Source organism: Halobellus captivus (assembly GCF_007655485.1).
Classification (GTDB): domain Archaea; phylum Halobacteriota; class Halobacteria; order Halobacteriales; family Haloferacaceae; genus Haloquadratum; species Haloquadratum captivum.
The window spans coordinates 168,637-192,763 of the sequence record NZ_VJXQ01000004.1; the positions used below are offsets into that span (position 1 = coordinate 168,637).

At 61.3% G+C, this 24,127-nt stretch carries 22 protein-coding genes; 2 read left to right on the forward strand and 20 right to left on the reverse strand.

Going from position 1 to position 24,127, the window contains the following annotated elements:
* A partial coding sequence (locus tag FJT57_RS12215) for an amidohydrolase family protein (RefSeq protein ID WP_144905823.1) occupies positions 1–508 on the forward strand: 508 nt, incomplete at its 5' end.
* Positions 509–577: 69 nt separating this feature from the next.
* Here the strand turns inward: FJT57_RS12215 and FJT57_RS12220 are convergent.
* The 13 genes from FJT57_RS12220 to FJT57_RS12285 all read right to left on the reverse strand — a co-directional run bounded on the left by FJT57_RS12220 (position 578) and on the right by FJT57_RS12285 (position 14,704).
* Positions 578–1,603, reverse strand: a complete 1,026-nt coding sequence (locus FJT57_RS12220) for an ABC transporter substrate-binding protein (RefSeq protein WP_203229168.1) — start codon at positions 1,601–1,603, stop codon at positions 578–580.
* A 306-nt stretch (positions 1,604–1,909) separates the two neighbouring features.
* On the reverse strand, positions 1,910–2,842 hold the full coding sequence (locus tag FJT57_RS12225) for a VOC family protein (RefSeq protein ID WP_144905618.1): 933 nt from the start codon (positions 2,840–2,842) through the stop codon (positions 1,910–1,912).
* Positions 2,843–2,920: 78 nt separating this feature from the next.
* Complete coding sequence (locus FJT57_RS12230) at positions 2,921–3,706, reverse strand: HpcH/HpaI aldolase family protein (protein WP_144905620.1); 786 nt, start codon at positions 3,704–3,706, stop codon at positions 2,921–2,923.
* A 128-nt stretch (positions 3,707–3,834) separates the two neighbouring features.
* Entirely contained in the window at positions 3,835–4,200 is a 366-nt protein-coding gene (locus FJT57_RS12235) for a VOC family protein (protein ID WP_144905622.1), read from the reverse strand.
* A 182-nt stretch (positions 4,201–4,382) separates the two neighbouring features.
* A complete protein-coding gene (locus FJT57_RS12240; RefSeq protein WP_144905624.1) occupies positions 4,383–5,954 on the reverse strand; it encodes a class I adenylate-forming enzyme family protein in 1,572 nt (523 codons plus the stop codon).
* A gap of 7 nt (positions 5,955–5,961) precedes the next feature.
* Positions 5,962–7,044 carry an amidohydrolase family protein gene (locus tag FJT57_RS12245; RefSeq protein ID WP_144905626.1) on the reverse strand — a complete coding sequence of 361 codons (1,083 nt, stop codon included), beginning with the start codon at positions 7,042–7,044 and terminating at the stop codon, positions 5,962–5,964.
* A 125-nt stretch (positions 7,045–7,169) separates the two neighbouring features.
* A complete protein-coding gene (locus FJT57_RS12250; RefSeq protein ID WP_162524343.1) occupies positions 7,170–8,306 on the reverse strand; it encodes an ABC transporter substrate-binding protein in 1,137 nt (378 codons plus the stop codon).
* 257 nt (positions 8,307–8,563) lie between these two features.
* The gene (locus tag FJT57_RS12255; protein ID WP_144905630.1) at positions 8,564–9,526 is read right to left on the reverse strand and encodes a branched-chain amino acid ABC transporter permease; all 963 of its coding nucleotides are present in this window, start codon (positions 9,524–9,526) and stop codon (positions 8,564–8,566) included.
* Positions 9,523–10,410 carry a branched-chain amino acid ABC transporter permease gene (locus tag FJT57_RS12260; RefSeq protein WP_144905632.1) on the reverse strand — a complete coding sequence of 296 codons (888 nt, stop codon included), beginning with the start codon at positions 10,408–10,410 and terminating at the stop codon, positions 9,523–9,525. Before FJT57_RS12260 ends, FJT57_RS12255 begins: the two co-directional genes overlap by 4 nt.
* Positions 10,411–10,699: 289 nt before the next feature.
* Positions 10,700–11,410, reverse strand: coding sequence for an ABC transporter ATP-binding protein (locus FJT57_RS12265; protein WP_203229169.1), 711 nt, complete (start codon positions 11,408–11,410; stop codon positions 10,700–10,702).
* Positions 11,403–12,125, reverse strand: coding sequence for an ABC transporter ATP-binding protein (locus tag FJT57_RS12270; protein ID WP_144905634.1), 723 nt, complete (start codon positions 12,123–12,125; stop codon positions 11,403–11,405). Before FJT57_RS12270 ends, FJT57_RS12265 begins: the two co-directional genes overlap by 8 nt.
* 293 nt (positions 12,126–12,418) lie before the next feature.
* Positions 12,419–13,255 (reverse strand): methylenetetrahydrofolate reductase, encoded by an 837-nt coding sequence (locus tag FJT57_RS12280; protein ID WP_144905637.1) that lies wholly within the window; start codon positions 13,253–13,255, stop codon positions 12,419–12,421.
* 99 nt (positions 13,256–13,354) lie between these two features.
* Complete coding sequence (locus FJT57_RS12285; protein ID WP_144905639.1) at positions 13,355–14,704, reverse strand: aminomethyltransferase family protein; 1,350 nt, start codon at positions 14,702–14,704, stop codon at positions 13,355–13,357.
* A 110-nt stretch (positions 14,705–14,814) separates the two neighbouring features.
* On the opposite strand from FJT57_RS12285, the gene FJT57_RS12290 reads away from it, so the two are divergent.
* A complete protein-coding gene (locus FJT57_RS12290; RefSeq protein ID WP_203229170.1) occupies positions 14,815–15,216 on the forward strand; it encodes an acyl-CoA thioesterase in 402 nt (133 codons plus the stop codon).
* Between the two features lie 164 nt (positions 15,217–15,380).
* On the opposite strand, the gene FJT57_RS12295 is transcribed toward FJT57_RS12290, so the two are convergent.
* The 7 genes from FJT57_RS12295 to FJT57_RS12325 all read right to left on the reverse strand — a co-directional run bounded on the left by FJT57_RS12295 (position 15,381) and on the right by FJT57_RS12325 (position 24,116).
* Positions 15,381–16,142 (reverse strand): IclR family transcriptional regulator, encoded by a 762-nt coding sequence (locus FJT57_RS12295; protein ID WP_144905643.1) that lies wholly within the window; start codon positions 16,140–16,142, stop codon positions 15,381–15,383.
* 609 nt (positions 16,143–16,751) lie between these two features.
* Complete coding sequence (locus FJT57_RS12300) at positions 16,752–17,711, reverse strand: NAD(P)-dependent oxidoreductase (RefSeq protein ID WP_144905645.1); 960 nt, start codon at positions 17,709–17,711, stop codon at positions 16,752–16,754.
* Between the two features lie 122 nt (positions 17,712–17,833).
* A complete protein-coding gene (locus FJT57_RS12305) occupies positions 17,834–19,156 on the reverse strand; it encodes an aminomethyltransferase family protein (RefSeq protein WP_144905827.1) in 1,323 nt (440 codons plus the stop codon).
* A 163-nt stretch (positions 19,157–19,319) separates the two neighbouring features.
* Entirely contained in the window at positions 19,320–20,873 is a 1,554-nt protein-coding gene (locus FJT57_RS12310; RefSeq protein ID WP_144905646.1) for a class I adenylate-forming enzyme family protein, read from the reverse strand.
* Positions 20,874–21,266: 393 nt separating this feature from the next.
* Positions 21,267–22,412, reverse strand: a complete 1,146-nt coding sequence (locus FJT57_RS12315; protein WP_144905648.1) for an ABC transporter ATP-binding protein — start codon at positions 22,410–22,412, stop codon at positions 21,267–21,269.
* Complete coding sequence (locus tag FJT57_RS12320) at positions 22,409–23,221, reverse strand: ABC transporter permease (protein ID WP_144905650.1); 813 nt, start codon at positions 23,219–23,221, stop codon at positions 22,409–22,411. The genes FJT57_RS12315 and FJT57_RS12320 overlap by 4 nt, the downstream gene beginning before the upstream one ends.
* On the reverse strand, positions 23,196–24,116 hold the full coding sequence (locus tag FJT57_RS12325; protein ID WP_144905652.1) for an extracellular solute-binding protein: 921 nt from the start codon (positions 24,114–24,116) through the stop codon (positions 23,196–23,198). Before FJT57_RS12325 ends, FJT57_RS12320 begins: the two co-directional genes overlap by 26 nt.
* Positions 24,117–24,127: the final 11 nt, after the last annotated feature.

The window sequence follows — 24,127 nt, forward strand, 5'->3', positions numbered from 1 at the left end:
CTATCCTATTGTTTTCCACACTGGTGGGTCGGGTCTCGACGAGTACGTCCGCGCGGGCTATCAGGAAATGATCGAGACGCACACGCTCGGCTTTTTGGAGTCGAATATGTCCCAGATCGTCAGCGTCGCCTGCCAGGGCGTTCCCGAGAAATACCCCGATCTCGACATCGTGTTTATGGAATCCGGCGTCACCTACATTCCCGGACTCGTGAGTCGGCTGGATGAAGAGTACCTCAAGCGACCCGAAGAAGCGCCCTTACTGGACACGCGCCCGAGCGAGTACATCACTGACTTTTATTTCGGGACCCAGCCGCTGGAAATCTCTGCGCGAAACGACCTGCTGGAACTCTGCTTCGATATGATCGGCACGGACCGCCTGCTGTACGCGTCGGATTATCCCCACTGGGACTTCGACAGCCCCTCGACGATCAACGACCTCCCGATGCTCGACGACGACGACCGACGCGCGATTCTCGCTGGCAACGCCGAGGAGGTGTTCAGTCTTTAGGCACCTGACGCTCCGAGATTCGACGCGTTCGACCGAAAAATGATCCGAGTCTGGTGCGACCGAGGCCGCTTAGTTCTCGGGGATGTAGTCGTTGGACGCGTACTCGGTGACGTCGAAACTCTCCTCGACGAAGCCGAGGTTGACCATCTCGTCCATCGTGAACTGCAGGCGGTCCATATCGATCGTGAGATCCTGTCGGTAGTAGTCGTTTTCCGTGAGGAAGAAGCCATCGACGAGCGGCTCGGGAAGCTCGAAGTACTCGGCGGCGAGCGAGACGACCTCCGACCGGTTGTCGTACGCGTAGTTGACCATCTCGCGGAAGTCCTCTCCCCACGCGGCGATGGCGTCGCCCTTCTCGTCGAGGGAGCTGTTGGCGGCGACCGTGTACGCGAACGGGTACTCCTGGTCCCAGATATCCTGTGCGGAGTAGACCTCGTTGAACCCCTCACCGCGCGCGGCGACCGCGAAGATGGCGGGGAACACACCGGCGTCGATCCGGCCGTCGTTGATCGCCTCGACGAACGTCGGGAACGGAAGTTCGACGATTTCGACGTCGTTTTCGGGGTCGAGTCCGAGCTGCTGGAACTGCTTGACGATGATCGCGTGCACGCCGGTCCCCTGGGCGTTCACCCCGATCGTCGTTCCTTCCAGGTCTTCTGGCTCAGTGATGTCCGAGTCAGCGCCGGAGAAGACCGAAATCCCGTACCAGTCGGGGTGTGCGTCCCAAAAGTCAGTTGCGATCATCGAGATGTTGTCCGGAACGGCCTCCTGCTGGACAGCGGAAGCGTAGCTCACGGTCGAGAGCAGCGCCATATCCGCGTTTCCGGCCGCCATCTTGTTCAGCGAGTCGGGCGTGCTCTGGTCACGAGTGACGTTGAGCTCGTACTCCGAACCGAGATTCGTGAGCTGCTCTTGGATATCTTCGATCGCGAACAGCGACGCGATGTTCTCGACGGGGACCGTGAACGCGAGGCCGAGTTCGGGCGTCTCGCCGCCCGTGATGCTGGAACATCCCGCGAGCCCCGAGATGCCCACCGTTCCGATCGCTGCGCTGTGCTTCAAAAACGACCGACGCGACGAACTGTTGCGTGGCATTATACAGGAAAAGATAAATCCGACCCTGATAAATGTTTGTGAATGTATCTCAAAAGATCGATCACGAGCGACAGACAGCGGCGGGGTAGGTACAACGTATATTGATCTCTTATTTGGTATGAATTCGATATTCGGAAATACGCAACGGTCCTACACACCCGATATCAGAGCGAAAAAACCGTCTATAGAGGTATAGACCGTCCAATTCGGAAAGTGATCTAATGTTGAAAGTCAGTAACGTTAGATAGCAGTTGATTTCGAAACGGGACGGGATTAATTAGAAGTACGATTCGAAGCGGATGCGAGTCAGTACGTAACTCGGGTCTTCGATTCGATCTGCCCGATCCACTGTCGGTCTTCGAGGTCGCCCTCCTGCCACTTGATCGGTTCCCACTCCGGATCGAAGACGAGGTAGCCGCCCGCGTTGAACTCGATCCGGTGACCGCTGACCGGGTCGCGAACGTACAGGAACTTCCCGCGGGAGATGGAGTGTTGACCGATCCCGTCGGTGGGAATCCCGTGCTCGTTCATCGCGTCGTGGGCGTCGAAGAGGTCGTCGGCGGTATCCACCTTGTACGCGATGTGATGCAGCGCCGGATCGTTTCCGGCCTCCTCGTCTTCGATGACCGCGGCTTCGATCTTGTTACCGTTGGCGCTCAGGAACGTGCCCCAACGCGAGCCGTCGGCGCGGTCGTATCGCTCCTGTACCCGGAAGTTGAGCGCTTGCTTGAGCCATCCGCGGAAGTCGTTGGCATCAGGGTCCCACAGCTGGACGTGGTCGATCCGTCGCGGCGCGATCGGGTTCGTCGTCGTTCGCGAGTACGTCTTGTTCTTGAGCTTTGAGCGGCGCTCCGCGGGCGGGTCCGGTTTCTCCATCTCGTAGTAGAACTCGAACTCGTGGCCGGTCGGCGTCGAGAAGCGGAACGCCTCGCCCTGTCCGAGTTCGTCGCCAGCGTCGATCCACGTCACGTCGATTCCCTGTTCGTCGAGAACTTCCTCGAATTCACCGAGATACTCCGGCTTTCGGGTCTGCCAACCGATGTGGTCGACGCCGGGTTCGTCGGCTTCGCTCAGAGCGATCGAGTGGTGATCGAATTCGTCGACCGCGCGGAGATACGACGTGTCTCCGTCGCGTTCGACCTCCTCGAAACCGACGGCGTCGACGAAAAACGAGAGTGAGCCGTCGAGGTCGGGCGTTTCCAGTGCCACGTGACCGAGACGGGCGAGTTCAGGATTCATTGCGTTTGGAGGGACGTTCGTCTACGATAATAATTCATTCGCCGAACGTCCGATCGGGAACGAGGAGATCGACGGACGCTACCGGAGCGAGTCGATCGCGTCGAGGCGTTCCGAGAGCGTCGCCTTGACCGACGCGAGATCGCCCCCGATTCGAATGATTTGGTGGCCGTCGTCGACGGCCTCGGCGATTGCGTCGGGATCGGTCTTGATGACGCCGGTGGGAACGTCCGCGGCGTGGCACGCGTGAGTGATATCCTCGATCTGTTCGACGACCGCGGGGTGGGTCTTCTCGCCCGGATGACCCATCTGCACCGAGAGGTCCGAGGGACCGATGAACACGAATCCGAGTTCCGGAACCGAAAGGATCTCTTCGAGGTCCTCGACGGCGGTCGTCTTCTCGATCATCACGCCGAGACAGACCTCCTCGTCCTCGGTCTCGATGTAGTCATCGCCGGACAGTCCCCACGTGCGGGAGCGACCGCTCGCCATCCCACGCTCGCCGGGTTCGCCGTCGTAGACGAATCGGGTCGCTTTCACGGCTTCGCGGACCTCCTCGGCGCTGTCGACGCGCGGGATGAAGAGGTTCCGAACGCCCGCGTCGAGCACCTTGCGGATCAGCGACGGGTCGCCGCTCGGTAGGCGGACGAAGAGTTCCGTGCCGCCGACCTCCGCGGCGCGGGTCAGTTCCTCGAAGACGGTGCTGTCCCAGGGGCTGGGACCCATATGTTCGAAGTCAAGCCAGACGAAGTCGATCCCCAGTTCGCCGTAGATCTCGATCAGTGTCGGCGAGAACGTCGAGGAGCGCGCCCCGAAGACGGCCTCGCCGTTCTCGATAGCTCTCCGGAAGTTGTTACGTTGGTCCATCGTAGGAGCGACTGCGATTGCGAGCAGGTTATACGTTCCGATCGACCCGGTTCCGGACGAATGACTACCGGCGGAGAAACCGAAAAAGTGGGACAGACGCGGCGTATCGAACCGCGCTCGAAACCGGGTTACTCGTCGTCCTGGACGATCTGGAAGCGGCGGCCGTCGGGGTCACGGAAGTTCGTGATCGTGCGGCCGGTCTTGTCGACGTGGTACGGACCGACGATGGCGTCGACTTCCTGGGCTTCGAGTTCTTCGGTGATCTCCTCGATGTTGTCGACGCCGAAGGCGATGTGGTTGATACCGGGGACTTCCTCGCCCTCGACGGTGTGGATCTCGAAGAGCGGGCCGTCGCCGTCCGCGGGCGCGAGCTCGAAGGACTGGCCGTGGTGCTCGGTCTCGCGGTGCTCTTCGTAGCCGAGTTTCTTCAGGAAGTCGGCCATTTCGGTCGCGTCGCTCGCTTCGATCTCGATGTGATCAATTTCACCGATCATAGTTAGTAAACGCCGTGCAGTAGAAGTAAACATTCCGGTATCGGATACATTCGAGGCGTCGTGACGAGTCGGTATCGACGATGCAGAGTCACGGACCGAGGCGCGAACTCGGGGCGCGGAATCGGCGCGATCGACGACGGGAAAGCAACGCGGTGAGAGCGTCCCCGGTCGACGAGTGAGAGTTACTCTCGCTTCGGTTCGAGGAGGTCGAGGACGCCAGCGCGGTCCAGCTTATCGGTGGCAGTCCGCGGGAACGAGGAGTTGACGAAGTGGTACGTCCGCGGTCGCTCGAAGCGTGCGATGTCGTCGCTCTCCAGACACCACGACTCCAACTCGTCGCTCGTCACGTCGGGATCCGAGCGACGCACGACGGCCGTGACCTTCTGCCCGTACTCGTCGTCCGGGACGCCCACGACCGCAGCCTGTTCGACGCCGGGGTGGGCTTTGAGACGCTCTTCGATCGGCGTGGGCGCGACCTTGATTCCCTTCGATTTGATCATAAAGTCGGTGCGCCCCTCGACGTACAGATACCCGTCCTCGTCCTTGTATCCGAGGTCGCCGGAGTACCACCAGCCGTCCCTGAAGGCGCGTTCGGTCCGTTCTGTGTCCTTCCACGCCCACACCGCGCAGTCGGGGCCTTTGATGATGATTTCGCCGACGTCCCCCGGATCTTTGGTCGCGTCGGGAGCGCCGCCCTCCTCGACGATTCGGATCCGGGTCGTCGAAATCGGTTTCCCGACGGTGCCGGTCCGACCGTTCGCGATCTCCTCCGCGCTGACGCCGGTTCCGAGCACTTCGGTCGCGGCGTAGCTGTTGTAGACGTCGTCGCAGATCTCCTCTCGAAGCGCCCGGAAGGTCTGCTCGTCGAGGTACTCGCCGCTCGTAATTGCCCGGTTCAGCGAGCTGAGATCGTACTCCGACAGCGAATCGAGCCGCAGAACCTCCTGCCACATCGTGGGGACGAGATCCGCGGTCGTGATCTCTTTCTCGTCGATGAGACCGATGTACGCCTCCGCGTCCCACTCCGAGAGGTAGTAGGTGGCCGCGCTCGAATACAGCGCCGGGAGGAACAGCGAGTACCACGCCGCGAAGGAGGGGGTGAACACGTGCGCCTGACTCGCGGTGCGGTCGAGGGCCAGAAGTTTTTCCAGTTGGATCCCCTTGAGTCCGAGACCCCGGTGCGTGTGACACCAGCCCTTCGGACGGCCGGTCGTTCCGGAGGTCCACTGCACGCAGGCGACGTCGTCCTCGCGAACGCGAATGTCCGGAGCCTCGGGTGGGTGAGCATCGATGAGCGATTCGTGCGCGCGTTCGTAATCAGTCCGTTCCGCACCCGTCGTGACGACGGCGGCGATGTCGGTCGAGGTGGATCCGAGTAGGTCGGTTTCGACGAGTTCGGAGAACTCCTCGTCGAGGACGAGGACGCGCGGACTGATCGCGTCGATGCAGTATCGAAGTGTCTCGACGGACGCGCGCGTGTGGAGGTTCGAGACGATACACCCCGCCTTCAGCGCACCGTTCAGGAGCGTCGTGTGAGCAATCGAGCAGTCACACAGGAACGCGACTCGGTCGCCCTGCCCGCAGTGCTCGTCGAAGGCGTTCGCCGCGCGGGCGCTCCGGTCTTCGAACTCCGCCCAGGTGACTTCTCGTCCGCTGATCGCCTCGCCGTACGCGATCCGGTTGGGATCGTTCGCGGCAGCGATCTCAGACATCTCGTGAAGTCCCGGCAGTTCGAAGGTGGCTGTGGAGTGCATCGGGAGTTCAGAGATCGATGTAGTTCCTGAACATTCGGTGGTCCGGGACGTCCAAGTCGAACAGGCGCACTGCGTTTCCACCGAGGATGAGGTTCAGGTCCTCCTGTGGGAGGTCGCGATCCATCGCGAACTTCCGGAGTTGCCGGAGGCTGGGGCCCCAGAAGTCGACCTGATGGGCGGGGAGGCCGCGGTCTGCGACCTGGTCCCAGTAGAACGGCGGCTCCTCGCCGGGTTGGCTGATCTCCGGCATCGACGCGCCCCAGTCCGTTCCCCAGAGCAGTTGGTCGACGGCGATGTTCGGATCGTTGAGCGGTTTCTTCAGGAGGTCGGCCCAGTACAGACCGATCTCGAGGTAGACGTCGTCGAAGGAGGCGGCCACCTGACAGCACTGGTCGACGTGGTGTTCGCGCCAGGTCGCCTGCATCCCGCCGTGGTCGAAGATGATCGGCACCTCGGGGTACTCCGCTTTCATCTGTGACGCCAGCGTCGGATCGCTCCAGTCCGGGAAGAAATCGAAGATGCCGAGGCCGGTGGCGTAGCCGGAAACGTATCCGGTGTGCCAGCGGATTGGGACCTCGTGTTTGGCGGCGACGTCGAAGAACTCCCGGAGTTCGTCCTTCCGCTCGGACCACTCCATCGGCTCCTCGGTCGTGGGATCGTAGGGCATCCCCTCGCCGATCATCCGGAAACCGTCCTTCTCGAGCCACTCGTCGACCTCGGCGGCGGCGGCCTCGGCGGTCCATTCGATCTCGCCGCGCTGGGCGGCCTTCATCGTCTGGACCGGGTAGGCGGCGGCGACGAACTTTCCGGGGTTTTCGGCCATAATCTCCTCGTGCATCTCGTTGGTGAACCCGAACGTGCCGGGCAGGAGCACGGCCATATCGACGCCGTAGGTGTCCATATCGCGGAGGACGCGGTCGGAGTTGTCGTAGATGATGACCTCGTCGTCCTCGGTCGCCTCATCGCCCGGAACTGCGGTAATCATCTTCTTCGCGAGTTCTCCGTAGTCGGCCTCGCCGTCCAATTGGATTCGCGCGGCGTGCCGCTGAGCGTGGCAATGCGTCTCAACCAGGAAGCGTCCGAGCTTCATACGCTGAGTATCGACCACCCGGTATTAAATGTATGTTAGTTATTCTGACACAGTGAATGCCGGTCGAAAAAACGGCCGACGGCATCGACGAAGTGATTGCCGATAAATAGTTGCGGCCGACCGTATCAGAGGCTGCAGCGTGCGTCCGGAATCACGTCGGAGTACTCCGCGAGCACTTCGACCTCCGGGGTGTCTCCGTCGCCAGCGACGCGTCGCCCACCGAAGAAGTTGAGCGCGGCCTGGTGGTCTTCCTCGCGGAACTGAATGGGACCGAAGACCGAGTCCCACTCGAGCCCCTCGAGCTCGGTGATGATATCGTCGGTACCCGCGCTACCGGCACTCTCGATCGCCGTCGCGAGCGCCCGCATCAACTCGAAGGACGCGCCCGCCGTCGAGTTCGGCAGAAGCGAACTGTCGAGTTCGTTGTAAAGGCTCTGGAACTCGTTGTTGACCTCGGTATCGAGGCCGGGGTTGTAGAAGTGCGTTCCGAACCAACCGTCGACGGTGACTTCGTCGGGCATCGTCGAGGCGGCGAACTGGCCGATCGGCTTCCCGGAGTTGAACATCATCACCTTCTCTTCGGGCAGCCCGAAGGAGTTGGCCTGCGGGATCAACTGTGCTGCCGCACCCCACGTGAGGACGCCAGTGACGACGTCGGCCTCGCTGCTGGAAATCTCAGAGATATACGACGACCAGTCGGTCTCTCCGAGGGGAACCAGCGTGCTGCCGGTGACTTCGCCGCCGACTTCGCTCATCGCCTCTTCGACCAGTTCGAGGCCGTTCTGGCCGAGCGCGTAGTCCTGCGAAACGTAGTGGACCCGCGAGGGGTCGATGTCTCGGTCGATGTGGTCGGGGAGTTCCTGTATGAACTGCGTCCCCGTGGGCGCGAGGTGACGGTTGCTGGGCCAGATAAAAAAGGCGTACTCGTTACAGTTCTCCGGGTTTTCACGAGCTTCAACGGATGACGCCGTCGTCAGGAGGTGCGGAATCTGCCCCTCCTCTTTGACGTACTGCATCACGGAGATAGAATTACCACTGCTCACCGGGCCGATGAGGGCGTCGACGTCCTCGTCTTCGACGAGCGTTCGGGCAGCCTGGATCGACGCGTTCGGATCCGATTCGCCGTCCTCGATGATGAGCTCGAACTCGTTGTCGAGGATCTCCCCACCGAGATACTCCTCTGCGACTTCGAGCCCTCGCCGGTTCTCTTCACCAGTTCGTGCGAACGGCCCGCTCAGACCGAGCACCGCACCAATTTTCACGTTGTCAGATCCGCCGGATCCGCCTCCGCCGAGGCAGCCAGCAGCTGACGTGATACCCGCAACGCCCGCAGCCTTAAGGAACGATCTTCTCTGAAGCATTGTATGCCTATACGTTGTGTTACCAGTATTCATAATAAAATTTCGGGTTGTATTGCGGCGAATTTAGCGTTTTTCATCACCTCACAGCCGGAAACTGTGTAAACGTGCGCCGTCTGGGAACACCTGCCCGAACGAAGTGCAAAAGCCCGTCAGAAACGTTATTCGTCGCCCCGGATGAGGCCCATCAGGCCGTCCGGGAGGACGAAGACGAACACGACGAAGAGGATGCCGAGAAGCATCCGGTACCCCTCGAGCCAGACGCTCTGCAGGATTTCCTGGGTGAAGACGAGTCCGATCGCCGCGGCGAACGGTCCGAGCAGCGTTCCCGTGCCTCCGACGATAATCCAGATGATGACGTCGCCCGTGAGGGCGAAAGAGACGTCAGAGGGGGAGGCGATACCGACGGAGCCGACGTACATCGCACCGGCGAACGCGGAGATTCCAGCGGAGATGAGCCACGCGATCATCAGTTCGCGGTTCGTGTCGTAGCCGAGGTACCGCATACGGAGTTCGTTCTGCCGCGTCGCGTGGAGGACGTCGCCGTAGTCGCTCTTAATCAGGACATAGGTGCCGAACCCGACGACGGCGACGAGGAGCAGCGTGAAGTAGTAGTAGGGGGTCTGCGCACCCAAGTCGATCCCGAACAGATCCGGCGGGCTGAAGAAACCGAGCCCGTCGGAGCCGCCGGTAAGCGACGTCGTGACGAAGGTGAAGTCGTACACGATCGCCCCGAAGGCGAGAGTGAAGAGCACGAAGTAGACATGACCGATACGACGCTTGATCGGGATGTAGCCGACGGCGAACGCGAGGAGGAGCGCGAGGACGATCGCGACGGGGAATCCGAGCCAGAACGACATGTCGTAGTCGACGACGATTTTCGCGACCGTGTAGGACCCGAGCCCGAAGAACGCGGCGGGGGCGAGCGTGAGGAGTCCGGCGTAGCCGAGGGCGATATCGACTGAGATAGCGAACAACCCGAAGATCAGCGCCTCGGTGGCGAGATCGGACTGACTCGGGAACAGGAACGGGACGGCGAGCACTAAGAGGACGCCGAGTGCGAGCAGGGGACGTCGCGCTGTACCCCGCGCGAATCCGCGAATGTCCGCGATCGTGTCGCTCATTCGTGCACCTCCGGCTTACCGAAGAAGCCGCGGGGTTTGTACAGGATGAACACCATCGCCGCAGCGAAAATAAGGATGCGGACGTACGTCGGCGCGAGTACCAGCCAGCCGAACGCGATAATCTGTCCGACGATAAGGCTCACGACGAGCGAGCCTTTGAAACTCCCCATTCCACCGACGATGATGACCAGGAACGCCATCGTGATGTAATCGAGTCCGATCGTCGGATACATCGACGTGATCGGCGCGGTAAGGGCACCAGCCAGCGCCGCGAGCCCGGTTCCCAAAACGAACGTGATGGTGTAGATACGCGCGGTGTCGACGCCGAGGATTTCGGCGGTCGACTGCCTGTTAGCCGTCGCGTGAATCTCGAGTCCGAGACGCGTTTTCGTCAGAAGTGCGCCGATGCCGAGTGCGACGAGCGCCCCGACGAGGATGACGAACAAGCGATACGACGGGTAGCTCACGCCCAGCACCTGGACTGACTCGGGGAGCGGCGACGACACGGTGTACGATCGACTGCCGAAATACACAGCGATCGCCTCCTCGATAACCAACCCGATACCGAACGTGCCGAGGAATCCGAGCAGCGGCTCGTCGTAGATCCAATAGAGAAGCTTCCGTTCCAGGGCGAACCCTAACAGCGTGACGAGAACGACTGAGACGATCAGTCCGAGCCAGAAGTTCCCCGTGGCCTGGATCACGATGTAGGTGCCGTATCCACCCAACGCCAGCATCGAACCGTGCGCGAAGTTGATGAGGCCGATCAGCCCGAAGATGAGCGAAAGTCCGCTAGCGACCAGAAAGATGATCATCCCACGGCTGAGCCCGTTCAGCGCGTAGGTGATGAAATTATCGGCGGTGATGAGCGGTATTTCGTACATATTCGTTATACGAAGGCAGTGGCCGAATGGGAGCAGTGGAGTACCCGGAAACTGTGCAAGGTAATGTCCGTCATAGATAACACATTGCAACGGATAATCCACATCATATTATATTTTTTGTTAGCTCCGACCGGGTCGAAAACCCAAAAAGCCGGTCTCAATCGCCATCGGGCGGAGTGACGCGTATTCGGTTCGATCGAGGCGGGCAAACGCTCTCCCAGCGGTTGACCGATCGCCACGTGACCGCAATACCGGGGAGCGAACCGTTCGAATCGAAGGTGCAGCGCGTTCAGACGGTCAGGTACTTCTCGTGGATCTCTTCCTGAGCGAGATACTCCGAATCGCCCTCGTCGACGATCTGTCCGGTTTGAATCATATACCCGCGGTCGATGAGTGGGAGCATCCGCTTGATGTTCTGTTCGACGATGAGAACGGATCGATCGCCCGTGACGAGCGATTCGAGGATGTCGACGACGTCGTCGATGATGACGGGCGCGAGTCCCTCCGTCGGCTCGTCGAGCAGGAGGAGGTCGGGATCGGTAACCAGTGCGCGACCGATAGCGAGCATCTGTTGTTCGCCGCCGCTCAGCGTTCCGCCTCGCTGATCGTGGCGTTCGCCTAACCGCTCGAACTGACCGAACACGTTCTCGATTCGATCCTCGCGGACCTCGTCAGGCACCGAGGAGGACAACGCGAGGTCCAGGTTTTCACGAACCGTCAGCGCCGGATAGATCTCGCGTTCCTCGGGGACGTAGGCGATACCCTCTCGGATGATTTCGTGCGTCGACCACTCGGAGATGTCTCGGTCGCCGTACGTGACCGTGCCGGTTTTCCGGTCGATCCGGTTGACGAGGCTGTTGAGAAGGGTGGTTTTCCCCATTCCGTTTCTGCCGAAGACGCCGACGACGTCGTTCGTGTCCAGCGAGAGTGAGACGTCGAAGAGGACCTGGCTGTCGCCGTAGAATGCGTTGAGGCCATCGACAGAGAGGAGTTCACTCACCGAGATACACCTCCCGTACCTGCGTGTTCTCAACGACGTTATCAGGCGTATCGGTCGTGAGGACAGCACCGTTATGCAGCACCGTAATGCGATCCGAAATCGCGCGGACGAGGTCGATGTCGTGTTCGACGATCAGAATCGTATAGTCGCCGCGGAGGTCCTCCAGAATCTCTCTGACTTCGTTCGTCTCCGATTCGTTCAGCCCCGCTGCGGGTTCGTCGAACAGAATCACCTTCGAGTCCATCGCGAGGACCATAGCGATGTCCAAGAACCGCTTTTGGCCGTGCGGGAGGTTTTTCGCGATCGTGTCGAGTTCGTCTTCCAGGCGTGCCGTCTCCGCCACCTCCTGGATCTCATCCGAATAGTCAGCGCCGCGGTCGAGCACGCTACGGACGGTTCGCGTCGACTCGCGAACGGCCAAGTGAAGGTGCTTTCTGACGGTCATATCCGGGAAGTACTGGACGACCTGGAACGATCGACCGATCCCGCGACGGGCGATCGACGACGGAGAGAGGCCGACGAGGTCGCTGCCGTCGAATTCGATCGTCCCGCTCGTCGGCGACAACTCACCAGTGATGAGATTGACTGTCGTCGTTTTCCCGGCTCCGTTCGGACCGATGAGCCCGTGGATTTCGCCCTCTCGGAGTTCGAGATCGACGTCGTCGACGGCGACGACGGAGTCGAACCGCTTCGTCAGTCCTTCCACAGTGAGCATTACGGGTGTCCCCCGTTCGGATGTAGAGACAGTTGGTCGACAGAATACGTGAGAATCGACCCATTAGAGACGTTCGTTACCATTTCTGTACTCTCGACCGAGTGTTACCGTCTATCAATATAATCCTTTTGTCTGGTGGACGAATCTGCGGGCCAGGTTTCGACACACGCGACGAGAACGAGGACGGCCGTCAAACACGCGAACGGTCGGCGCAAACGAGGACGGTGGACGCAAACGAGGGCAATCGGCGAACGCAGCAAAAAGCGGGATATCGGGGACCGAGAGAAGCCGCGTTACAACCGACCCATCCGCCACTCTTCGGTGTCGGGGACCTGGTTGAAGGTGTAGATGTGGAGGCCGCGGATGCCGTACTCCTCGACGTGCGGTGCGAGCCCGTCGACGAGGTCGTCAGGCCGGTATCGACCGCGCGAGCCGATGAACTGCTTGACGAACCCCACGATTCCGGTCGTCTTTTTTAGGAAGCGGACCGAGTCGCCGACGCCCACTTTCTGGGAGATGCTCAGGAGCTTTTCATACTTCATCACGCCCGGAATGCCGACCTCGATCGGCAGGTCGACGCCGCGGTCGCGGACCTCCTCGATCCACTCCAGGATGGTGTCGGGGTCGTAGCACAGTTGCGTGGCGATGTACGTCGCGTACGGTGCCTTCTTCTTCATCGCCTCGGCGAGCGTCTCATCGTCGATGAACTCGTGGCCCTCGGGGTAGCCGGTGATGCCGATCTCGTCGAACTCGTATTCCAACTCATCCAACGCGACCAGCATATCGTACGCGGAGGTGAACTCGCCGATCGGTTCCTCGCGGTCGCCGCCGGGCACGAAGATATCCTCGATGCCGACGGCCTTCAGGCGCTCGCAGATCTCCGCGAGATGCTCGGCGTCGCGGACGTATCGCGCCGACACGTGCGGAACGACCTCGTATCCTTCTTCGGCCGCTCGCTCGGCGGCGTCGATCGTCGCCTCCAGTTCCAGTTGGGGCGAGGCGGTGATCGTGATCGTCGCGCCGTCCGGGAGGTGTTTGATCTCGTCGTCGAAGCTGTCGAACGGCATCAGTTCGAACCGTGGCGAGGAAAGGAGTGCTGTCGCGGCCGAGGCGTGTTGGCTGGTCGTCATTGTCAAATGTCTCGCCTCAGGGGTGATAAAATTTGTCTTGCACCCCTACCGAGTGACACGGAGAAACGAGAGGTCCGTGTCCGAGCCTCCAACGGACTGTTAGCGGTTGTCGGCGGTGTACGGTACCGGCGAGACAGTGGCGGAGATCTCCGTCAGCGCGTGCCGTTCGACCGCGGGGTTACGACGCTCGTTCGGCTCCCCCCACACGAGCGTGAGTTCGGTTCCGGGGTCGCTGACCGCGGTGTCGACGACCGCCAGCGAGATAACGGCCCGCTCGTTGTAGGTGTACGCCGCCCACATCGACATCCCGACGGGAGTGTCGCCGTCGAGCACCGAATCGTAGTGCGACGCGGACCGCCACGGGACCGGGAGGTCGAGGAACTTGCCAGTATCGCCGTTTTCGAGCAGTGAAGCGAACAGATCGATGACGTCCTCGTCGTTCCATTCGAGGGTGACGAGGGTCCGCGAGGGCTTCTCCGCTTCCGCTTCGAGCGCCGCTTTGCCCACGAAGTCGTGATCGAAGTCGATCAGGCGACCGTACCCCAGTTCGATCGGCGTGACGTAGTAATCGGTGATGTCGTCCGAATTGAAGCTCCCGGCGATCGAGTAGTGCGCCTCGAGACTGTGCGCGCTGAGCCAGTTTCGATAGCCTTCCATCGCATCGCTGTCGTAGACAGCGGGGAGCGGCATCCCGACCCATCCGGAGACGACGGCTGAGCTCCCGTAGCTCTTCGCGCCCAGCTGTCGGATGCCGCGGTCTGAACCGGCGTCGAGAATCGTCGACTTGATCGCCTCAGCGTCCGCCCACGGACCCCAGAACTCGAACCCGGCCTCACCCGACATCCCGTGACGGAGCATCGTCACGGTTCGACCGTCGATCGTCACGTCCGTGAAGTGGAAGAAGCCCAGATCCGGAAGCGGCTCGTCGGTCACCTCGTCCATCAATTCGACGGCCTCGGGCCCCTGCAGCTGGTAGCGGTAGTTCGTCGGTGGGCCCTCTCTGACGCCGGAGGTCTCATCACGTTCCGTCGTCACGTCGTACTTCCCGGTTTCGACGTGATACTGAACCCAGTTCGGGCCCTGCGGCGGGCCGACGAGCGCCAGTTCACCGTCGTCGAGATACAGCAGAATCCCGTCAGCGATGAAGTAGCCGTCGGGGTTGGAAAGGACGAGTTGCTTCGCCATCCCCGGCTCGAATCCGTCGAACCCGTTGACGGCGAGATCGGAAAACAGCGCTATCGCGTCGGGACCGGAGACCCAATAATCCACCATATGGTGTGACTGATCGGCCAACGAGCAGGTCTCGGCCCACGCGCGCTGTTCTTCGATCCAGTTGGTGCGTTCGTCAGGGACATTCGGAAAGCCGAGCGAGCCGCTCCCGCGACTCCGAAACAGCTCGACGACCGAATCAGTCGATTGAACGACGCTCGCTAATGTGGATCCACTCATACGTGTACACCGATAAGAGCCGTGCTATGAGATAATGATTTCCGACAATAATCGGATACGTTCACGTGAGCAGGGAAAGGTACTTACGAAGGTAGAGTGATCCCGAAGTGATGTTCGAATACGAGTGGAAGTGCGCGTGGGGAGACGCAGATCCCCACGGGATCGCGTACTATCCCAATCTCATCGATGCGATGCACCGTGCGGGCGAGGAATACATGGACGAAATCGGCGTGGCCTACTGGGACATTCCTGACGAATACGGCGTTCACCTGCCGATCGTCTCGATGGACACGGATTTCAAGCGGCCCGTGGAGACAGGCGACGTCCTGACAATCACCGTCGACCCCGACGTCGGCGGAAAGAGTCTCGGCCTGGAACTGACCGCTCACGACGAGGACGGAAACGAACTGTTCAGCGGCGACGAACGACACGTTTGCGTCTCGAAAGCGGACAACCGACCGCAGGAGCTACCGGACGAACTGAAAGACGCGATCGCCGACAGCGACGAATAGACCGCTCGTGAAATCGGCCGTCAGGGTCCCGAAGCGGACCGGCCGCAAATCGTTGGTATCATCGGGCGCCGCCGAAAGGTCGGTGGAACCGAGCGGGGACGGAGCGTAGAGCGTGGAGACGCCGGACCGTCGACAGAAGCGACAGGTGCGGTTCTCGTGCGGAATCAGTTTCCGTACCGATAGTTGATCGAGACTTTGTTCGTCATCTCCTGCAGTTTCTGGAGGATCTCCTCGCGGTAGGAGGGGTCTCGAATCCGCCCGGTGGGAACGACGATTCCGAAGGAGCCGAGCACCTCCTCGTCGATCACGATGGGGACCGCGGCCATTCCCATTCCGACGACCTGCTCGTCCCAGTCGACCGCGTACCCGTCCGTTCGGATCTCCTCGAGTTCGCGACGCAGCACGTCCGGGTCCGTAATCGTCTGCTCCGTCCGCTGTTCGAGTCCGTGCTCGTGGATGATCTCATCGATGCGTTCCTCGGAGAGGTGCGCGAGGATGGCCTTGCCGGTGGCGACCGTGTGCAACGGCGTCGCCGCGCCGGAATACGTACCGAGGCTCAGCGCCTGTTGGCCCTCCTCCTGGTGATACACGACGGCCCGTCCGTCGTTTTCGATAGTGAGACCGACCAGTTCGTCGGTCTCGGCGACGACGCGTTTCATCTCGGGCTTGGCGACCTGATACAACCGGTTGCGGTACTTCATCTTCCCGCCGATCGTCAGGAAGTACGAACTAAGACGGTATTCGCCGTCATCGCGCGTCACGTATCGGGTCTCGCTCAGCGATCTGAGGTAGTCGTACACGGTGCTGTCCGGAAGATCCAGTCGGGCAGCGAGTTCGGAGGGCCCCGCGCCGTCGAGTTCCCAGAGAAGATCGAGGATCTCGAACGCCCGCGCGACGGTTGTGAGAGAGGTGCGATCCTTGGGCATAGCGGCAGTTAGTTCGGAACTCTGTTGAACATTCCGATTTGTTCGGACGGGTACCGACGACAAACCGGGACAGTCCGCCCCAGCCGCTCGTGTGGCAGCACCGGGTTACGACGGCTGAGGGTACCCCCCCAGAGACACAGCGACCGCGACTGACGAGAACGGATCACACGGCGAGCGAGCGTATTCGACCCACTTGCGCAGCCGTCGTCCGTCGATGACAGTGTGCTGTCGTTGTGTCCCCGAGGGTTGCGCCGCACATTTCGGATCAGGTAAGTAATTGATACAAACGGCCCAGTGGATAGAGTCACCCATTGGAGCCGATCAGGTTCCGTATGTCGGTCTTCAAAGCGGAGTACAGTGGTTCTAGATGACCGTCTACGGTCGACCATCGATTCGCGTTCCATTGGGGACAGATTCCGCCACGTGAACACCCAGTGGATGAGTGTAGTTATCGGGGTGAGTCCAGGAAGAATAACAGGAGTACATATGTGATTCTAAGCCAGAAGTACCCGCAATTCGGATATTCACCACCAGCGATCAGCAGTAGTCAAGTTCGATATGTACCGGTTATATCGGATTTATTATTTCAATTACATATATTTGAGTTGTTCACTCGTCTCGAACGGGCACATACCGGTCGAGAACCGGCTCACCCTCGGTCAACCGGGTGACGTTTTCCGTGAGCTGATCGATATTGCCGTGACGGCAGGTAGCGGTCATCGCCGCAATGTGCGGTGTCGTCACCACGGTATCGAACGCCAGTAGCGGCGACTGCCGATCGAGGGGTTCGTCGGCGAACACGTCGAGTCCGGCAGCACCGATTTCGCCCCCCTCCAACGCCTCGACGAGCGCTGCCTCGTCGACGACGGGACCGCGGGAGACGTTGACGAGGATTGCCGTCGGTTTCATTCGAGCCAGCTCGTCTCGCCCGATCAGCCCCCGCGTCTCCTCGGTCAGTTCGGGCGCGAGAATCACGACATCGCTCCGTTCGAGGACCTCCCCCAGAGAATTCGGGGTAGCATCCGTGAGTTCCGCGTCGATGCTCGGGACGTAGGGATCTGCGACGAGCAGGTCAACGTCAAATCCGGAAAAGAGCTTCCCGACTCGTTTGCCGACGTTGCCGAAGCCGATGACGCCGATCGTTGATCCGGAGAGTTGCGTACCGAGCGGGTACTCGTCGCGCCAGCGGCCCCCCGAGAGGAGTTCCCTCGCCGTCGGCAGCCGCCGGGCGCATGCGAGAGTGAGCGTCATCGCGTGTTCGGCGACAGACAGGGCGTTGTGCCCAGGCGTGTGAGTCACCGTAACCCCGTGATCGCGCGCCGCCTGGAGGTCCACAGAATCGATGCCCGTCCCGAGCTTCCCGATCAGTTCGAGTCGATCCGCGGCTTCGATGACAGTTCGCGTGAGTGGGATTCGAGAGGTGACGAGGAGGACCTCGTACTCGGCGACGACGTCGAGAAGCGTTTCCTCCTCGCCCTCGACGCCGACGGTCGCTTCCCAGTCGTCGGGAAGGGATTCGAGCAGTCGGTCGGTCGGCGTGATGTCCTGATCGATCAGTACGCGTGTCATACGCGTCCCGACGGGCTTGCGGTACTTTGCAGTTACCACCCGCGTCGCTCACGAATGAGATCGCAAAAAAATACGCACCGGGGTTCAGGCTCGTTCGATGGCTTGGTCAGTCTGCGAGTGCCTTACCGGCTGTCTTCGGTGTACGGAGCGGGCGCGACGGTCGCGGTGATCTCCGCCATCTCGTGTCGCTCGACGCGCGAGTTGGTGTTGTCCTCGGGCTCGCCCCAGAGAACGGTGATTTCGGTGCCGGGTTCGGCGTACTCTGCGTCGACGACGCCCAGCGAGAGGAATTCACGCTGGTTGTAAATGTAACTCTTGTCCGTCGAGAAGCCGACGCGCTCGCGGTCGTCGTTGAGGACCTGATCGTAGTGGCACGCCGACGCGCGCGGGTGCGGGAGTCGCATAAACTTCTTCGTCGGTCCCTCGCGGAACAGCGACGCGAAGACGTCGATGACGTCGTCGTCGTCCCAGACGAGCGTGACCTTCTCGCGGTCGGGGTTTCCGGCCTCCGCTTCGAGCGCTTCGCTGCCGCAGAAGTCGTGATCGAAGTTGATGATGTGACCGTAGCCGAGTTCCGTCGGCGTGAAGTAGTAGTCCGTGATGTCGTCGGACTCGAAGCTGCCGCCGATCGAGAGGAGGCCGTCGCCGACGTCGAGCCATTCGAGGTAGTCCTCCATGCCCTCGTCGAAGATGGCGGGGACGACGATCGGGATCCAACCGAGGATCGCATTCGGCGTCTGGTAGCTCTCGGCGCCGAGGTGCTGGATGCCGTACTCCTCGCCGGCGTCCATGAAGATCTCCTTGATCTCCTCTCCCTCCTCGTACGGTCCCCAGAACTCGTATCCGGCCTCTCCGGCCATCCCGTGGCGGAGGATGTTGACGTCGTGTCCCTGGATAGAGATCGTGGTGTGGTTGAAGAAGCCGAGATCCGGAAGCGGCTCGTCGGCGACCTTCTCCATCACGTCGATGGCGTCGGGGCCCTGCACCTGGTAGCGGTAGTAGGTGGGGTCCTCGTCCATCGTGACGGGACGGGGCTGCACTTCGGCCTCGACGTCGTAGTCACCGGTTTCAGCCTGGTACTGAAGCCAGTTGTGCGCGGCGGCACCGCCGACGCTCAGGAACTTGTCCTCTTCGAGGTGGAACCAGATCGCGTCGCCGATGAACTTCCCGTTCGGGTTGGCGACAACGAGCTGTTTCGCCTTGCCGGGCTCGGTGTTGTCGAAGTTGTTGACGGCGTAATCACGGTACAGATCGAGCGCGTCGGGGCCCTCGACGTAGTGATCGGTCATGTGATACGACTGGTCGGCGAAGGCGACCGACTCGCGCCACGAGCGCTGCTCCTCGATCCAGTTGGTGATCTCGTCCGGAACCTTGGTGAACTTCGCGATTCCGAGGTCGCGCATTAGTTCGACTGGGCCGCCAGCCTTCTCGGCGGCGTCTGCCATACTGTCTCTGAATGACCACGATCGTTCGCTCATAGTAGTAGTCCATTCTATGGGACAAACGTATCGTACTTAAGATTTAGGTAAAATGTGTGCGCTCCTTATAAACACCCAACAGCAGACTACGCAGAGAAGAGAGCGGCCAGTGTCTAATATAAAAGTTTTCCTACTCGTTCTTCGCGCTCAGTCGGTCGAGCTTACCAGTCGAGGTACGCGGGAGCGACTCGTCGACGAACTGGTACTCTCTGGGACGTTCTATTCGGGCCAGTTCGTCGCTTTCGAGACACCACTGGTCCAGTTCGTCGGCGGTGAGGTCGGAGTCCGACGGGTAGACGTACGCGACCACCATCTGCCCGTACTCCTCGTCTTCGACGCCGACGACAGCTGACTCGTTGACGTCGGGGTGGGCGTTGAGTCGTTCCTCGACAGGGGAGGGGTACACCTTGATCCCCTTCGAGAGGATCATCAGGTCTGTCCGCCCCTCCAAGTAAATGAACCCCTCCCCGTCTTTGTATCCGAGGTCACCGGAGTACCACCAGCCGTCCTCGAACACGTCTTCGGTCTTATCGGTCCGCTCCCAGGCCCAGACCGGACAGTCGGGCGCTTTGACCGCGATTTCGCCGACCTCTCCGGTCGGTTTGACGTCACGGTAGGTGCCGTCCTCGTCGACGATCCGGATCTGGACGCCGGGGACCGGTTTGCCGACGCTCTCAACTCTGCTCTCGTTGAGTTCGGCGTTCTCCATGACCGTCGCGTACGCCTCGGTCGCGGCGTAGGAGTTCTTCACGACGTCGCAGACGTCATCACGAAGCCGTTTGAGTGTCGTCGCGTTGAGTACTTCACCCGCGGACATAATGGAGGTGAGCGCGCTCAGATCGTACTCGTCGAGAGAGTCGAGGTTGAGGATTTCCCGCCACATCGTGGGAACGAGCAGCGCAGTCGTCAGATCGTGTTCGTCGATCATTTCGACGTACGTCTCCGCGTCCCACGAGCTGAGGAAGTACGTCGTCGCTCCCGAGAGCAACGCCGGGAGCGTCGCGGAGTACCACGCGGCGAACGACGGCGTGAACACGTGCGGTTGTCTGGCGGATCGATTGAGTTCGTACACGCTCACGAGCGCGTTCGCGCGGAAGTAGAGCCCGCGGTTCGTGTGACACCACCCCTTCGGTTCGCCGGTCGTCCCCGACGTCCACATCACGACTGCAACGTCTTCTTCTCGCACGCGCACGTCGGGTTCGGTCTTCGACCGTCCGTCGAGAAACAGCTCGAATGACTCCTCGTAGTCGGTCTGGGCCTCGCCCACGTTGACGATCACGTCGAGGTCCGTGTCGATCTTGTCGCGGAGGCGCTCCTCGAAGAATTCGGAGGTCTCCTCGTCGACGACGAGTGCCCGCGGACGGAACGAGTCGATGCAGGTCTTGAGCGTGTTCGGCGACGCGCGAACGTGGAGATTCGAGACGGTACAGCCGGTTTTCAGCCCACCGTTCCAGAGCACAGTGTGTTCCAGGGAGTTCTCACAGAGAAGCGCGATGCGGTCTCCCTGCCCCACGTGCTCTTTGAACGCGTTCGCGGCCTGATTGCTCCGTTCGTCGAACTCCGACCACGTCATCGTCTCCCCGTTGAGGCCGTTTCCGAACGCGGTTTTATCCGGATTGTTCTCCGCGGCGATCCGCGAGAGGTCTTTGACGGGCGGCACTTCGACCGTCGACGTGTGGTGCATACTACCGTCGAAGCGATGACTTAACTTATAATTTGAGATGAACTCCCGCGGAGAGATGCCACGTCGAACGGCCACGCGTGGACTCGCAAACGATCTACGAGGATCGGAACGAACGTTCGAGAGGGATACAGATATCCCGTCGTACGAAGCGTATGGAACAGCGGTACGAAGCGTATAGGACAGCAGTACGAAGCGTTTAGAACAGCGATCTGATGAATTATAATATAAATAGATAGAATGAAAGGTTTAGACGATTCCCCGAGCGCAACCGAAGCCTTTAGAAGCGATAGATGACGTAATTACGGGCAGTAGTGAAGATATACAGAGGTCAATTAGTGAATAAGATAAGTAACTGAGTTGTTAAATAGTAGGTCTGTACAATAAGTTAACCCGTTATGTACGGGAGGATGTAGGCGGGTCGAGCACGTGCATCGATTCCGTCTGAATCGACACGGTGCGTTCGTCTCCGCGGGCGAGTTCCAGCCGATCGAACGTGCGCCGAGACATCGTTGCGGTTAGCTCGGGACCGCCATCGACCTGGACAAAGACTCGATACGTGTCGCCCTCGTGAAGCCACCGTTCGATGGTAACGGGGATCCGGAAGGATGATTCGTCCGCAGACATCCGCAAATCACGTCCGCTCTCCTCAGAATCCACCGATCTCACAGCGTCCACCGACCCGTCAGACCGCTCCAGAACCGTGATCCGCGAGGGATGGGCGCAGACGGTCGCGGTAGAACCATCCACGCCAGCCAATAGCCGCTCTATGGAGTCGCCCTCGGCCGTCACGCGGAGGAGCGCGTCGCCGAGTCGTGCGACGCGACCGCAACGCCCGGTCTCCAGTCCCACCTCGAAGACGTTCTCATTGCCCGTGAACTCCGCCACAAATCGGGAGTTCGGACGTTCGAGGACGCTCGTCGGCGTGTCGACCTGTTCGAGACGACCGTCCCTGAGGATTCCCAGTCGATCGGCGAGCGCAGTGGCGGTCCGCTGATCGTGCGTCACGTACACCACGGGGACGTCGAGGGTGGCGAACAGGCGGTGCAGATCGTCCCGGAGCCGTCTGCGGATCGGCTCGTCGAGGCTCGACAGCGGTTCGTCGAGCAGTAACACGTCCGGACCGGCGGCGAGAGTTCGAGCCAGCGCGACGCGTTGCCGTTCGCCGCCCGACAGCATCGCCGGACGCCGATCGAGCACCTCATCGACGGCCAGCAGCCGCGTCAGCTTCCGAACGTAGTCGGGATCTTCCGCGGCGTACTCGACGTTCTCGCGCGCGGTCAGATGCGGGAAGAGCGCCCCGTCCTGAAACACGAGGCCCGTCGAGCGCGTCTCCGGGGGCCGACCGCGTACCGATTCGCCGCCGATCAGTATCTCGCCGCGGTCCGGTTCGACGATTCCCGCGAGAATCGACAGGAGTGTCGACTTCCCGCTTCCGGAGGGGCCGAGCACGCAGAACACCTCGTTCGAGATCGACAGGTCGAGCGGACCGAACGAGAAGTCGCCCCGTCGCACGGAGAGATCGGTGATCGTCACCATCATGAAGCGAGCGGGTTCCTCCCGAGAGTCGTGAGAATCACGAGCGCAGCGACGGCGATTCCGACGAGGATAACGGCGATCGGGAACGCGTTTTCGAGCCCTCGCGTCGAGAACGACACCCAGATCTGCACGGGCATCGTCCGTGGGTAGTACGCGAGCATCACGGTCGCGCCGAACTCGCCGATCGAGCGGGCGAACGCCAGCGTGATCCCCGCGAGGATTCCCGGCCACGCGAGCGGGAGCGTAATACGCCTGAGCGTGGTCAGCCGGTCTTTCCCGAGCGATCGCGACGCGTACTGCAGGTTCGAGTCGACGCCCTCGAAGGCCGCCTTCGCGGTGACGACCACGAACGGCGACGCGACGAACGTCTGCGCCAACACGACGCCGACGAGAGAGCGCGTCAGAGCGACGCCGTTCGCCGCGGCGATTTCGCCGAGGAAGGTCTCCGGTCCGACGAGCGTGAGCAGCACCATCCCGCTGACGATCGGCGGGAGAACCAGCGGCAACACGACGACCGCCGTGACGAGCGTTTCGGTCCGACCGTCGGCCGACGCGAGCCAATAGGCGAGCGGAAGCCCGAATATCGTCGCGACAGCGGCGCTCGCGGTCGCGGTCACGAGCGATGTCGTCGCCGCGGAGGCGACCGCCGGGTCAGCTAACTGACCGGCAATCGCATGCGGTGACCGGGCGAAAAGGAGGGAAGCAAGCGGGACGACGTAGTAACAGAGCAGGACGCCGCCCAAGAGAAGCGTGACCGAGAGCCAATCGAATCGGTCGGAGACCGACTCAGTCGATGATCGTGTCGGGAACATTGCCGGTGAATTGCGGATAGGTGTCGGGAACGGAGAAGCCGAACTCGCGGAGGTATTCCCCGGCGATCTGTTCGGTGAAAACGTCCGTTATCGTCTCGTCTCGGTTCCGAATCACCGAGGCGTAGCTGATCGGACTCCCGGTGACGACTTTGCCGCTCGGAAGCGTATACCTCGCGCTCGCGTACTCGTCGGAGCGAGTCGGGTCGCTCAGATCGATCGCCGACGGGAGCGAAACGAATTCGTAGTCGCGTTCGACGGCCATATTTCGATAGGTGAACGCGGCGTCGATGCCCCCGGTCTCGAACTGGCTGACCAGTTGCGTCTCGGGGTAGCGCTGCTCGCGGCTCGGAATCGCTTCGCGGAGGTCGACGTCCGTCTCGTAATAGTCGCTCGCGAGTTCGAGGAGGAACAGCGTCCGGTAGCCGAGCGGGTCGAGATCCGGGTCAGTCCGTCCGAGCGAGACGAGACCGTCGACCATCGGTCGGAACCACCCGCCCGCACCGGCGTCCGCAATTCGCCGTCCGCCCTCGCTGTCGGGGTTGTACGCGACGACGAGCGAGTTCGTCGCGAACTCGGCGAACCACGACGGCTGTACCGGACCGTCGAAGAGCGCCGCGTCGGCGACGGCGAGAATATCGGGGTCTTTCTGTCCGTCGGCGACCATCCGAGCGATCCGAGCGGAACCGTGGGTTTCGACCTGAACCGGGGTCGTGAGGCTCGGTCGGAGGCCGTGTTCGAACGCGTTGGTCAAACTCCCCGCCGCGAGGATCGAGACGGGATCGGATCGTCCCCCGGCGGATCCGACAACGCCAGCACAGCCGCTGAGTCCGCCGAGACAGGTGACGAGGCCACCGATGTAGGCCCGTCGGCCGAGCCGCCGGGGACCAGCGTTCATAGGTCAATGTA

What these genes read in the sequence shown, in the direction of transcription:
- FJT57_RS12220 (WP_203229168.1), bottom strand. Translation starts at nt 1,603, where the DNA reads ATGCCACGCAACAGTTCGTCGCGTCGGTCGTTTTTGAAGCACAGCGCA.
- FJT57_RS12225 (WP_144905618.1), bottom strand. Translation starts at nt 2,842, where the DNA reads ATGAATCCTGAACTCGCCCGTCTCGGTCACGTGGCACTGGAAACGCCC.
- FJT57_RS12230 (WP_144905620.1), bottom strand. Translation starts at nt 3,706, where the DNA reads ATGGACCAACGTAACAACTTCCGGAGAGCTATCGAGAACGGCGAGGCC.
- FJT57_RS12235 (WP_144905622.1), bottom strand. Translation starts at nt 4,200, where the DNA reads ATGATCGGTGAAATTGATCACATCGAGATCGAAGCGAGCGACGCGACC.
- FJT57_RS12240 (WP_144905624.1), bottom strand. Translation starts at nt 5,954, where the DNA reads ATGCACTCCACAGCCACCTTCGAACTGCCGGGACTTCACGAGATGTCT.
- FJT57_RS12245 (WP_144905626.1), bottom strand. Translation starts at nt 7,044, where the DNA reads ATGAAGCTCGGACGCTTCCTGGTTGAGACGCATTGCCACGCTCAGCGG.
- FJT57_RS12255 (WP_144905630.1), bottom strand. Translation starts at nt 9,526, where the DNA reads ATGAGCGACACGATCGCGGACATTCGCGGATTCGCGCGGGGTACAGCG.
- FJT57_RS12260 (WP_144905632.1), bottom strand. Translation starts at nt 10,410, where the DNA reads ATGTACGAAATACCGCTCATCACCGCCGATAATTTCATCACCTACGCG.
- FJT57_RS12270 (WP_144905634.1), bottom strand. Translation starts at nt 12,125, where the DNA reads ATGCTCACTGTGGAAGGACTGACGAAGCGGTTCGACTCCGTCGTCGCC.
- FJT57_RS12280 (WP_144905637.1), bottom strand. Translation starts at nt 13,255, where the DNA reads ATGACGACCAGCCAACACGCCTCGGCCGCGACAGCACTCCTTTCCTCG.
- FJT57_RS12285 (WP_144905639.1), bottom strand. Translation starts at nt 14,704, where the DNA reads ATGAGTGGATCCACATTAGCGAGCGTCGTTCAATCGACTGATTCGGTC.
- FJT57_RS12290 (WP_203229170.1), top strand. Translation starts at nt 14,815, where the DNA reads ATGTTCGAATACGAGTGGAAGTGCGCGTGGGGAGACGCAGATCCCCAC.
- FJT57_RS12295 (WP_144905643.1), bottom strand. Translation starts at nt 16,142, where the DNA reads ATGCCCAAGGATCGCACCTCTCTCACAACCGTCGCGCGGGCGTTCGAG.
- FJT57_RS12300 (WP_144905645.1), bottom strand. Translation starts at nt 17,711, where the DNA reads ATGACACGCGTACTGATCGATCAGGACATCACGCCGACCGACCGACTG.
- FJT57_RS12305 (WP_144905827.1), bottom strand. Translation starts at nt 19,156, where the DNA reads ATGGCAGACGCCGCCGAGAAGGCTGGCGGCCCAGTCGAACTAATGCGC.
- FJT57_RS12310 (WP_144905646.1), bottom strand. Translation starts at nt 20,873, where the DNA reads ATGCACCACACGTCGACGGTCGAAGTGCCGCCCGTCAAAGACCTCTCG.
- FJT57_RS12315 (WP_144905648.1), bottom strand. Translation starts at nt 22,412, where the DNA reads ATGATGGTGACGATCACCGATCTCTCCGTGCGACGGGGCGACTTCTCG.
- FJT57_RS12320 (WP_144905650.1), bottom strand. Translation starts at nt 23,221, where the DNA reads ATGTTCCCGACACGATCATCGACTGAGTCGGTCTCCGACCGATTCGAT.
- FJT57_RS12325 (WP_144905652.1), bottom strand. Translation starts at nt 24,116, where the DNA reads ATGAACGCTGGTCCCCGGCGGCTCGGCCGACGGGCCTACATCGGTGGC.